We start from the raw sequence: 13,641 nt of genomic DNA, 5'->3' as shown, positions 1-13,641 counted from the left end.
TGGAGGAAACGAGCGGAAACAAACGCAAATTAACGTAATTCTAAGGTTACTGTTTCTTACACTGGTAACTCTCCGGAATTAGGGGGTCAAACCGCATCGTCCAAATATTTGCCAAAATGGCGAAATAGCGGAACCTAGATCCCTCTCCCTACGCAATCGGATGTTTTGGGCAAAATAGCGGCCTGTAGTTCCCCTATAACCATAGAAATTCTATAATATCAAAAAAGATTTGGAAAGGAGGCATTTCTGCCTTCCTCCCAAATCTTTCACAATGCTATTTATTGAATTCCAAGAATCCATCTGGCAATGGCTGCAAGGTCACTGATATCGATGACATTGTCATTATTGATATCGGCGAATTTAGCAAGAGCCCAATCCTCGTCAGTCGACCGTTTGCCATAGTACTTAGCTACAATCGCCAAGTCACCAATACTTACTTTACCGCTGCCGTCCACATCCCCAGGAATACCTGTAATGACGGATCCCAAGAATGACTGCAGGGCTGCGTTCAAATCAGCTGCCGCTTGATTCACTTCTGCCTGCGTAGCTGTCAGGTTGCTTGCAACCGCTTGGGCGCTGTTAATCGCCGCTTGCAGCGCAGCTTTGGTACCCTGCGGATATTGACCTGTGGAAGTTCCTTCCGTTGACGAATCGTGCTTGCTTTGAGCATTGCTAATTAATGAGTTCAAAGCTGCCCTGTCAACATAGGTAATTCGTACGCGTTGAGACGTACCTTCAAGCTGAGTTTCTACACCCGTAGCATTGGATACAAGCACATTGGCCAATGATATCGTTGTTTCCGTCGAGGCTGTAAGCGATTTTGCTTTGAAATGCAGCTTAATCAGATCGCCGTCATTTTTCACCGCATTCCCGCTGCCTAAGCTGGCCACGATCAAGCGCATGCCATTTGCTTGAATGCCAGACTCGCTTACAATTTGAATGCCTTCATTCAATGTATTGGACGAGAGGTATTCCACTTTTTGCGGATCATACATGATACTCAGATCCTGTGCGTAAATCGCTTCTGTGACGCTCGTCAAACCGTAAGTCACATCGAACGATTGCCCTGTATAGACATTGTCTGATACAGATAGGGAAACTTTAAGAACCTTTGGTACAGCCTGTAAACCGCTGATTGCCGTCTGCAAAGCTGCAGCCGCAGCATCTACTTCTGCCTGAGTGGCACTTACATTATTGTTCACTGTTAAGGCAGCGCTTAATGCTTGTTGAAGCGTTGACCAGGTTTCTGCTGTATATTCTGTCATTGTTAAGCTTTGCGCCTCTGCGATTTTATTCTGCAGAGCAGCTTTATTTGCCGGCGTATAGACGACTCTTTTCGCTACACCCAGGTAACTAATCAAGGCAGCCTGATTCCCCGTGTAAGTGTTGTTTACGATATATTTCACAGTGCCGTCAGCCGGAAGCGTGAAATCGTAAGTAACCATAACGCCATCAGAACCGGCAATCAGACCTGTCCGAACCGGAACTTTTACCGGATTTCCTTGTTCATCGTTATAGTTCAAACTAATATCCATCGTTCGGTTGCTATTGCTCCACCAGTCCCGATGGAAGGAAGTAATCGTGTAATTACCGGCTGTCAAAGGAAGAACATAGCCCAGAGGTTGATTCACTGTATCAGAACCATAGACTCCGGTCTGACTTTTGTCAGTTGGGACTACCGCACCTGTGATCGCCTTGTACTTGTAATTGGCATCCACCGGTGTATGCCCCCAAACCGTATCGCTTGTGGATGGTTGGTCAGCTTTATCATTCAGCAAACCGTTACCCACGTAATCTTTAATTGCGGTATAAGGCGGTGTTGTATCACCTGTGACACCTGGGTCAATAAAATAGACCAGGTTACTAGGCACAACTTCTACTTGGGCATTAATTACAAGATTTTTGCCGCCAACAATCTCACCGGTTATTTGCACCGTGGAGTATGGAGCCGTGTAGCGGTTTGCTGTGTTGTTAAGCCAGTTGATGTTAGCATCTACATCCGTGGTACCGTCCGCAAGCGTGACTTTAATGCTTTGCGGAAGACCAGTGACTGCTTCACCCACTTTGGTGGCAACAATCGCGGGATATGTGCCGGTTACGGTTACAGGCTGTTTTTTCAACTTCAGTGCATTAGCTGCACTTTGAAGAGCATCTAAAGCGCTATCGACCGCATACTGAGTTGCATGATTGTCAGTCAGCGCTGCTTGAGCCGCAGCCAACGCATTAGCAAAAGGAGTCCACTCCGCTGGCATGTAATCTCCCTCGCTGTAACTACTTAGCTGAGTTATCAAAGCACTCAACGCTGTTTTGGAAACAGTGCCATAAACGGTTCCCAATATATCGATGGAGTCAAGGTATATATTGCCGGCTTTAACCACTAACTTAAGCGTATGAGGACCATCGGTCAGTCCACGGTACGTGTAGACGTCAGAACGATTGATAGTAGCAGCAGGGATAGTAACGTTGGGATCAACAAGTGTATTATCCACAAAAATATCAGCTGTGCCGCTGCCGGTATCCCCCACCAAGTTAAACCCTGTGCCAGTGAACGGCAGTTCCAAGTAAGTCGGTGTGGTCGCGTCGGCTGCAACTACGGCCTTCTCAATCGAGATATAATTTCCACTGCCGGAAGTTGCTGCGGTTTTAACAACTTTAATCGTATGCACACCAGGGGCAAGTCCGCTAACTTGATAAATAAGCTGGCTGCTGGATCCGTTGCTGAATCCTTTGTTCGTAAGAACTCTTTTCGACGTGTCGTGATTGGAGCCCGTTCCGAAATCATCTAGATAAACATCCATTCTTGCAACAGAACTCGTTCCTTGACCGATTCCATAGACTGCAATACCTGTGCCTGAAAAAGTTAAGGACGCATAACTGCCATTTTCACCTGACCAGGCATTAGACGCATTCGAACTCCATGCTGACATATTGCTTGGATTAATGGTGTACCATCTATTGAGCGTACCTTCAATCTTGGTCGTGCTGGCCGACGTGATGCTCGTTCCGCTGTTTGTAATCGTGCGGTTAAGACGGCCGGCTCCGCCAGCCAAGTTATGTGTCCATGGGAAACTGCCTTCATGATACACAATGCGGGAATCAAGATCATCCACCCGATCCGTTACATAAGGTACGTAGCCGTTAACCGCCTCGACCTTCAAATTGTCAAAGACCGATTGACGCAAACTGCTTTGAATCATGACCTGACCGGTTAATGGTGATCCGCTGGCATTGTCGGTGTAACTGGTGACCACTTCTCCATCCAGCGAAGCCGTGATGAATTTCTCAACGGCTTTAATTGAAATACGGTGCCACTTGCTGGCATCGAAGTTCGCAATCGTTCCGCTAGCCACTGTTGCTGTTAGGCGGATTAGACGCCAAGTGCCGTCGGCATAAATCCGGAATTTATAACCGGATTCTGAATCGGCCGTCGTACCATTCAGCTTGTGGCGCATACCCACAGCAACATAGTTTTCTCCTGTATGGGCAGCATCCAAATCCATTTTGAAATCAATGGATGTTTGATAGTTAGCCCAGCGCTCGTCGCCAAGCACCGTATAGGAGAAAGGCGTAGTAGCCCAAGTCCCCGGCTTGTTATCCGAATAAATCATTTGCTTCATACCGTTGGAACCATCTTTGCCGATGCCGCCATACACCTCGAACGCGCCACCCTGATCGGCTGTATAGCGTGGAGTACCGCCACGGCGTTCCAAGTAGCTTAGCCCGTTAACTGCAGGGTAGCTGCTGTATTCAAAGTCATCTTCGTAAAGGATAGCTGAGTTGCTACCGTCAACGTCGAGCACGGATTGCGCCGGGATGCTAGTCTTACGTGCATACTCCGTGCGGGCATTACCTGTGTTAGGGTTATTAACCGTGCTAGTCAAGCTGACCATGGAATGAGGTTTAACGGTAAGCGTATACGTATAGGCATCTCCGTTGTCGGTTGCGGAAATACTGCCAAGCTTTTTATACCAATTGGCATCATACGCTTGCGCAGCGTCAGGTCCGCGCGTCTCCCACACCTGTGCAGGATTGCCGGCATTGCTAATGTTCTTTTTCACATCAAACTGGTAATTCGCCACACGATCGCTGTCATTAACCATGACAACGGAAAAGTCCTTTTTATCCGGACTTACAAAAGCTAGACGGTTATATTCGGCATCCGTAACGTTGCCATCCATCTCACTATTGCCCCGGCTTCCAATTACGCCAGCGCTGGCATTAGGTATGTACATCCAGTCTTTTGCGGCAAACTGGGTAAAGTGCATCGTAGTATTGATGCCTACATCTGGTGCATAATAGCCTGACCAAGGATCTCTAGCAGCAATAATTTCTTTGCTGCTGTATGGAGCACCGCTATAGAAGGCGCTTACGGCAGGTTGGTACATATAATGCGTACGCTTGCCTTGGGTATACATCGCAATAAAACGGCCTGCAATATCCAGCGAACTGGCTACACCGCCGAATACATTATCGGAATTGGCCCGGTACTTAGCCAAGGTTTGTGGAGCCACGCCTTCACTGTACCAAACTTCCTTCTGGTTTTGCTCGTTTACCTTCAGATAGTCTGCGCTGGTTGCTAAGTTGTAGTGGTAGGCCATAACGTCTACCGCTTTCATAAGGTCAGCATCCGCCAGCATTCTAGTTGGAATGTTCAAAGAAGTGTTCTCGTCGGAGGCGATAATTTTGATTTTATCGTAGTTGGGGAAGCTGCTATCACTACGCATCCGATTAGCAAACCATTTGATGAAATTTACATTGGGTGTACCGGTTTCATTTCGGTCTGGGTTGATGTAATCGAGTAAATAGCCATATGTAACGTTAATCGCGATTGCGGTATCCTTGTACCACTTATACATCCGCTCATAAGACGCAAGAGTAGCAGGAACAGAAGGATCGGTATTGCCATCGCTCCACGGTTGAACCCAATTCGGTTGGGTCCAGCGGAGTATGCTTACTTTGATATTAGGATTAATCGTCTTGGCATCCGCTGCGAATACGAAGCCTGCACCACGACGAACGTTAGCTACCTCATCTGCAGAACGCTTAGTAGCAGGTTCCGTCCCCGACGAGGTGTTGGAATCGTTGCCCATCTCGATCTTGATGTCATTGATTCCAGCTCCTGTGTCCTGGTTAAATAGCTGATTCATGATTTCCCAATATTGGGTTGGATGCTCTTCCTTATAATCGAGCAATAAACGCGAAGTGTTGTTCCCTGATACGACGCCATAGCCTTTAAAGGTATTTGCAGGGTTCGTGTCGGCGGCAGCGCCATCGATCGTTACCACCTTTGGAAGCGGATCGGCAGCAAATGCCGGCATCGTTGGGTAAAGGGAAATTACTAGGACAGCTGCTAGTATACATGCGATACTTTTTCGCAAGGTTTTACTTCTTATCATGCTTGTACACTCCCTTTTCATTTGACGGACATCTATTCCCTTATCAATTGTACTGACTCCTTATAGCGAGAAAAGAACCCACATTCTTGCAAATAAATCAATGAATCCGAACGCCCCACCTCCAAATAAACTCATAATTAGCAGTCTGTCCCAAATCCTTTATATTACTGTTAAGCGCTTTCACAAAAACGGTAAAATCCCCTTTCCAACGGCATTAAGCCCGTTTTCTCTTCTTATTTCATCATATCTAAAAAATGAAGATTAGGTAAGGAAACAAATTAACCAATTTGAACAATATTTTAACCTGTTTTTTTGAAAAAGGAGTGCCATGGATGACACCCCTTCTTTCAAAGTCACCACTGATTACTGCAAAATCAATCTCGCAATGGCTGCAAGATCCTGAATATCGATCTTACCGTCATTATTGATGTCTGCAGCTTTAATTTGGATCCAATTCGGATCTAGCGAAGTTAGACCATAATGGGAAGCTACAATGGCAAGGTCACCGATTCGAACGACATTGTCTCCATTCAAATCTCCACTAATCGAAGTATTAACTTGAGATCTGAAGGATTGTACGGCAGCATTCAATTGAGCCACAGCTTGAGCAACCTGCGTTTGCGTTGCCGTATTGTTGTTCAAGACGACAGTCGCGCTTTGAATAGCGGCTAGCAAGGCAGCCTTGGAGCCAGCAGGATATTGACCTGGAGTTGAGCCTTCGACCGATTCATCGTAAAGTTTCTGTGCATCCGATATCGCTTCAAGCAAGGCTGCTTTACTTACGGCAACGATTTCGTAATTGTATGGAGTTGGATTGGCTATAACCGTCTCCGCTCCAGTACCGTCAGCGAAAATAACGTTTGATAACGATAGACTGCCTGTTTGTGATTGTGCAATCTCCTTGGCCTTAAACTGCAGCTTCAAGAGATCTGCCGAACTGCCGGTTCCTTGATCCGTATGCAAATCAACAGTTAGGACGCGTAACTGTCCTGAAGTTGAAGACTTATCTACAACCGTCAGACCTGATTTTAGAGGTTCCGCTGAAACAAATTCAACCTGGGCAGGATCATAGTTAAATGTAAAATCATGCGCATAAACGCTTTGGGAGACCGAATTTATGCCTAAAGTCACATCAAAGAGTTGGTTGGACACCAGACTTGCCGGCCCTGTTAATTTCAATTGGTTTTCAGTAGCCTCATCTTTTTTCACAATATGCACGGTATACGTCTTGGAAGTGACGTGATCTTCCGCTTTGGCCGTCAACACGAGTTCCGTAATATCTCCCGTCAAAGCAATCGTGCGACCCGATTTGTCATCGATCAGGATATTACCATCGTAGATCAAACCATATTCGTCGTTCGGTGCTGCCGTCATAGCAACAGAAGTCGCAGTGGATGGCACAGTGAGCGTATAGTCTGTTACTTGAGGATCGAAAGATTTGGATAAGTTTCCTTTATCAAAGGCCAGACTTTTTAAATTCGGATTCGTTTTGTAATCTGTGATCACACGGAAAATGTCAAATAATCCGCCTACGAGACCTCCAGTACTCGCATATTTGACTGTTACATAATGAACGGTTCTTTGTACCGGATTCCCGTTCCCATCTGCCTCTTGTACGATCTTCGTTCTGCTGTTTTCCACAAGCGATTGCGTGATTTGACGAGTTTGGTTATAGAAATTACCCGGACTTTTATTTTCAATTGCTTCAGATACAAGCTTCGTATTATCTACGTAGATATCGAATTTTCTGCCCACATCGCCGCTATAGTAAGTACTGAAGAGATAGTTGGCGACACCGGGTTTAACTTCCATATCATAGCTAAACCATCCGCCCGCTGCCGCATCCCGGTATGATTTGCCGTTATAAATACCGACATTGGAATTAACCGTCTGACGGTTCGCTGCCAACTCGTATTGATCGTTAGCCACGATGACAAAGCTTACGCTGGATGCTTCCGCTCTACCTGCTTCTTTCGCCGAAAGCAGTGATTTCTGATAGCTTTCGGAGTCAGCCGTGATCAAATCAAAGTATATGCCATACCGGTCCTTATATCTTTCAAAATGCGGCGTGAAAGTAAGATCGCCTTCGTCAGCATCTGTTCCTTTTAACGTAAATTCAAGCTTTCCTTCAGTCTTAACTAGATTTTGTGTGATATTTTGCTTCCAAGTGTTGATATCACCGTTTGTTATTGTAATATAGTCTTTGGCCGACGTATCTTTATTTGGCTTCAAAACATTAACACCGTGGGTGCTGGTCGTCATATTGTTAGTCCCAAGGCCAGCACTTAACACAACTGGACCATATTTGAAAGCAACCGTATCCTTTGCGTCGGGAAGGTTGTACAGGACAACTTCCATTGGGAAATCAAAAGATAAGGTCGTTCCATCTGTCCATGCCTGCTGCAGAACGATGTAACCGCCATCTACCGCATAGTTTGAAATTTCCGTCCCATTCAACTTAACCACTGGATTCGTCTTCGCCCAATCCGGAATTCTAAAACGAAGGGCCGTATCCGCTGCGCCGGTCGTATGGATCGTGAAGTTCACTTGCCCGTTTGCAGAGTCGCCTACACCGGTGTTTGGAAGATTGGACACTTGTGTGATCGACATATTTTTGTCTGGCAATTTGATGTCTGAGGAAATGTACATATTCACATAGACACTATTTTTGTCTGCGAAATAAATACTGTCATTGAGCTTGGAGAAATTCTCCATCCCCGTTCCCGTACAGCACCAGAAATGAAAGAACTCACTGCTGAACACTTTAAAATAACCGGTGTCCATCGGTTGGAAGTACATCGCCATACCGGTTTCAGGATTCTGGGAAGCCATGATCGCATTGGTAAAAGCGTTCTCATAATAATCGGCATACTTTTTATCTTTTGTAATCTTAAACAGCTCTCTTGAAAGCTTCAGCATGTTATAAACATTACAGGTTTCATTGTTTACATTCGTACGCTCCGCATCCAAAACATCGGAAGGGCCGAAATGTTCATTGTCACTATTTCCACCGGTTAAATAGGAGTGATGTTTGACTACCATCTCCCAGAAGTTCTCCGCCACTTGCAGGTAATAATTCTCGCTTTCAGCCTCTTCCAGAACGGAATAACGCTTTAGCGCGCCGATGACTTTAGGGATCGTCGTATTCGCGTGTTTGCCATCTAAAACATCCACATTATTATATAAGGAGTCAAACAAACTCAACTCATCGAATTTTTCTGCGGCTTTCTTCATATGGTCATTACCTGTGAGACTGTAAATGTCATAGAGACTGTCGTTCATACCGCCGTACTCAACATTAAGGACTTTGGTTTTCATGGCTTCCGTCCAGTTGGAAGTGCGGCCATAAATGTACTCGCCAAATTTCTCAGCTACTTGGATCGCTTTCTCGTTGTCGCCATATTCAGCTGCTGTAACCAATCCGGCCAAAATCTTGTGAATCGTGTACCATGGAACCCATACGGCCTGTCCATTCTCAACCCGGTCCAGGAAAGAAGTTGGAAATGCAGAAACGTAACCGTTTCCATTTGCATCCTGACAAGCTGCCAGTTCATCAATGATATAATCGACCCGCTCTTTTAAGCGAACTTTGTCCTCGCCCTTGGCATTGACATAAGCCATCGAAATGGCTGATAGATAGTGCCCTAATGTATGGCCGCGAATTTCTGTATTTTCCCAGCCGTCATAGACCGCAGCCTTGGCTTGGAGTCCGCTTGTCGTGCGAAACGCACTCAGCAATCGATCCGGTTCCAATGATAATAAATAATCAACATCTTTATTGAACGCATTCGTATAATAATCATCCGTTAGTGTAACATTTGCCATTGGCACATTTCGCAATGAATCCGTTACTTTCATTGCAGGTACAATGACGTTAAACTGTTTAGTCACTTTTTTGCTTCTAAAGGTAACCTCCGCCGTTAATGTAACGGATGCGTCACTCTTGCCGGCTTCAGGCCGATGAACATGTCCGAGCTTATCAATGATTTCCTCATTGCCCGACTCCCATGATATCGTGGACGCTTCCGACTTCCCTACAACAGGAAGGGATAGGTCGCCCAACGTTTTGGCAGGCAGCGTAATGGCATCTGCATCTGTTTTCGCAACTTGTTCATTGTCGAAAATAGTCCCGGATTGTTCCTCATACAATGAAATAATGTCCTCATATCTGGCTGCCGTTTTGTACACCTCATAATCATCAAGTGCGTACTTCCCGTAAGCGCCATTATAGTTAGGTCCATTATACCCAAGCGATTTCTGTGTCGTTTCGTCCGATGTAATAATTCCGTCCGCACCATCTGTACCGATGCCATAGTCAATATTCGTGCTTTGTTTGATGCCGTTTCGGTAAACACTCACCTTTTTCGTAGTGCTGTCGTAAGTAATCGCAACGTGTGTCCAAGTATCCAACGGGAAAAAGTCTGCTCTTGAGCCGCCAACACTAACCTTATATGGCTGTTTGTTTGCATCTGACGAGCCTATAGACAAAGTCAGCGGTTTACTGTCATTTTCGGAACCTAAATACCATCCGTCGCTATACCAAGCTGTTTTATTCCACATCAGCATTTGTTCGCCGGTCATTTTTTCATTAGGCTTAAACCAAAAGGATACGGTTAAGTCTGACGGCTGCAGCGTACCGCTTTTACCAAGGTTAACATAGGTGCTTCCGCTAAGCTTCAGCGCCTTACCTCCGTTAACGCCGGCTACATAGGAGTAATTCGCACCCGAGATCGTTCCGTTGTTCCCTTTCCCCGAGCTGTCGGTTACGTTATTCTCAAATTCCAACGACAAAACTTTTGAGGCGTCCAAAAGTGCCCTCGTGTCGGTCTCTCCTGCAAAAACAGCCTGTCCAGAAAGTAAATCCCCCGATAGCATGACAACAGATAAAGCTAAAATCGCTATTTTTTTCTGGTTGTTCATGGTTTTGTTTCCTCCCCCGAATAATCGTTACGATGGAACCGTATGCAACCAATGTACTACTCCGAATTATGTTTATAAATAGAATTTGTTGATTCAAAGATGTAAATATTTCATCTGTTTTCTACTCTAAAGCGGAATGCGCTTTCATATATTTCACACCTTCATTTTATGTAATCTAAGAGCTGCTCTCAATAGATTATTTGGTGATAAAAGTTCGTTTTTATCCGCATTATTCTCTGTTTACCCGTGTCTGGGGGCACATATCCGGTTCTCAAAAAAATAAGAAGCCGGAAAGTCTTCTCAGACCTTCGGCTTCTCGTTTCTCTTATCTGCTTATTCCGTACCTGCATTCAGTACTTCCTTTTCCCTACTTCCGCTTCCGCCATCGTCTCCGTAAAGACACTTTCCGGCGTTACAATCCTTTTGGGCAAGCTGCGGCCTTGTATCAGCTCGTTGACAGCTTGCATAAGGTTAGGACCTAGCAAAGGGTTGCACTCCACTACACTATTAATTTTGCCCTGGGCCATTTTCTCAAATGCTTTGTTCGTTCCGTCTACGGAAATAATGATAATGTCCTTACCTGGACGCAGCCCATACTCCTCGATCGCCTCAATAGCACCTAACGCCATATCGTCGTTATGCGAGTACAAGACACGAATATCACTGCCCATCTTCGTCAAAAAAGACTTCATCACCTGTTTGCCCTGCTCAAATGTAAAATCGGCGGGCTCGCTCTTTAATATTTTTAAATTCGTATGGTTCTTAATGACATCCCGGAAGCCTTTGCCCCTGGCAATGGATGGGGTCGACCCCTCGGTACCTACAAGCTCTACGATGCCAATGTTATCTTTTTTGCTGCTCATTTTATCAATGACATATTTGCCCGCCTTCCGGCCTTCCTCATAAAAATCTGAACCGATGTAGGTCACATACAAAGAGGGATCGCTCACATTCGCTAAACGGTCCAGCATAATTAGCGGTATGCCGGCTTGCTTCACTTCCTTCAAAATCGGCTCCCAGCCTGATTCAATGACGGGTGCAATCGCAATCACATCCACCTTTTGCTTAATAAAAGAGCGAACGGCTTCAAATTGCTTGGATTGTGATTGATCGGCATTTTCAAAACGCAGCTCAATGCCTGCTTCTTCCGCCGCTTCCCTAATCGACATTGTATTTGCATTCCGCCAAGCGCTTTCCGAGCCGAGCTGAGAGAAACCTAATACGATTGGACGGACGGGTGCCGGTTCTTGGTAATTTTGATTGATCACATTTTTGACAGCTGTTTTCTCCTCGCCGGAAGTAAAATGTTTGGAGGAATTTTGAACAGAGTCAAACGTGTAGATAACCAAAATCATACCTAAAAACAGAAGAATCAATAGTTTACTTTTAAATAGTGAGATAAAAGATCTACCAAGCATGGAAGTCTCCTTCATTGACAAAAGTATACATCTCGTTCCTTTCCTAGTATTATAAAACGCTTCCAAGAAAGTAACAATATGCATGCCGTTAAAAAAAGACTTTGCCTGGCAATTATTCATTGCCCTTCAAAGTCCTTTGACTATCTATCATTGCTTATTCTTACGGACCACTTCCGTTCACTTAATGCCTTTTGCAGCAAAATAAATAAGCAAAGCAGCAGGCCGATCACAATTTTCGTCCACCAGGAGCTGAGCGTTCCTTCGAAACTGACGATCGTCTGAATGACTCCTTGAATCAGTACCCCGAAGAACGTGCCGGCAATATAACCTACCCCGCCGGTTAACAAGGTACCGCCAATAACGACAGCTGCGATTGTATCAAGCTCCATCCCCATCGCGTGCAGGCCATACCCGGATAACATATAGAAGGTAAATACGACGCCTGCTAATGCTGAACAAAAGCCGCTGAAAGCATATACGCCCATCTTCGTTCTGGCGACTGGCAGTCCCATAAGGATTGTCGATTGCTCACTGCCCCCAATAGCATACGTATTGCGCCCGAAGCGTGTGTAATGGGCCATATACATGCCCACTGCGACAACGAGCAAAGCAATTACAACGCTAATCGAAATGAAGTTGCCGCCCGGCAGCGGGATTTTGGTCTGGGCCATGCTCGTGTACATCGGATTATCGATCGTAATCGTGTTGATGCTGATCACGTAGCACAGCCCTCTTGCCAGGAACATTCCCGCCAGTGTGACGATGAACGGTTGGATTTTGAAATAATGAATGATGGCTCCCATTCCCCATCCGAACAGCGTTCCTAAGACTAATACGAGCGGGATGACAAGAAACGGCGACCAACCTGCCTCCACCAGCGAAGCCGAGATCATGGTCGTTAAAGCGATCACGGAACCTACCGACAAATCGATGCCGCCGGAGACGATGACGAAGGTCATCCCTACAGCCGTAATCAATAAAAAGGCATTATCGATGAGCAGATTCAGCAGCACTTGCAAGGAGAAGAAGCCCGTATACCGGAAAGAACCGGCGATATACATCAAGGCGAATAAGCAGACAGTGACATAGATCGGAATGTATTTGCGATTAAGCAGCATGGCGTTTGACCTCACGTTCAGCAGGATAATGGCGGGTCTTCCAGCGGAAGACGATGGATTGGCGGAAGGCTTCGGACTGGATTAAGCAGACGGCCAGTACGACAAATGCTTTGACCACCAACGTGATTTCAGGCGGAACTCCGATCATATAAATCGTGGTGGTCAACGTTTGGATGATGAGCGCGCCGATCAGTGTCCCGGTTAGGTAGAATCTTCCGCCGTTCAGGGAAGTCCCCCCGATCACGACCGCAAGTATCGCATCCAGCTCATACCATAAGCCGGCATTGTTGCCGTCTGCGCTTGAGACGTTTGAGCTCAAGATTAAGCCGGCAATTCCTGCACATACGCCGCAGAAAATATACACGGCGAGCATAACCGTACGGGAACGAATGCCTGCCAAATGGCTTGCTGTCGGTTTGCAGCCAACCGATTCAATGAACAGGCCAAGCGCTGTTTTGCGCGTTAATAAAGCGGCTGCGGCAAACACGATGACCACAAGAAAGATGGAAAACGGCAAAGTCGCCAATGAGCCTGCGCCGATATACTTGTAGAAGGAGCTCGTTACGGTGATGATTTGCCCTCCCGTAATGAGCTGGGCAATTCCACGTCCTGCTACCATCAGAATCAATGTTGCGATAATCGGTTGAATGCCCGCCTTCGCGACCAGGAACCCGTTCCACAAGCCGAGTACCAGAGACAGCACGAGTGAGATCAAAATGGAAAGCACGAGTACACCCACCGCATTCTGGTCACTGCTTTTGCTAATCGTTAAACAAGACAACGCGCCCG

The 13,641-nt window shown here is 46.1% G+C and carries 5 protein-coding genes; all 5 read right to left on the bottom strand.

Annotated elements, in window-relative coordinates; translation table 11 throughout:
* Nucleotides 1–278 precede the first annotated feature (278 nt).
* Nucleotides 279–5,396: a cohesin domain-containing protein gene (locus J2Z65_RS34580; protein ID WP_167063096.1), complete on the bottom strand. Its 5,118-nt coding sequence runs from the start codon at nucleotides 5,394–5,396 to the stop codon at nucleotides 279–281.
* Nucleotides 5,397–5,759: 363 nt separating this feature from the next.
* Nucleotides 5,760–10,316 carry a beta-L-arabinofuranosidase domain-containing protein gene (locus tag J2Z65_RS34575; RefSeq protein ID WP_167063093.1) on the bottom strand — a complete coding sequence of 1,519 codons (4,557 nt, stop codon included), beginning with the start codon at nucleotides 10,314–10,316 and terminating at the stop codon, nucleotides 5,760–5,762.
* Between the two features lie 350 nt (nucleotides 10,317–10,666).
* Nucleotides 10,667–11,734 (bottom strand): ABC transporter substrate-binding protein, encoded by a 1,068-nt coding sequence (locus J2Z65_RS34570; RefSeq protein WP_240159888.1) that lies wholly within the window; start codon nucleotides 11,732–11,734, stop codon nucleotides 10,667–10,669.
* Nucleotides 11,735–11,874: 140 nt separating this feature from the next.
* Nucleotides 11,875–12,852: a galactofuranose ABC transporter, permease protein YjfF gene (gene yjfF, locus J2Z65_RS34565; protein ID WP_209856367.1), complete on the bottom strand. Its 978-nt coding sequence runs from the start codon at nucleotides 12,850–12,852 to the stop codon at nucleotides 11,875–11,877.
* Nucleotides 12,842–13,641 (bottom strand): ABC transporter permease (locus J2Z65_RS34560; protein WP_209856364.1); only part of this gene is annotated, 800 nt, incomplete at its 5' end. The genes yjfF and J2Z65_RS34560, both read right to left, overlap by 11 nt.

The organism is Paenibacillus aceris (assembly GCF_017874035.1).
Taxonomy (GTDB): Bacteria; Bacillota; Bacilli; order Paenibacillales; family NBRC-103111; genus Paenibacillus_E; species Paenibacillus_E aceris.
This window is presented reverse-complemented; position numbering and strand designations above follow the sequence as displayed.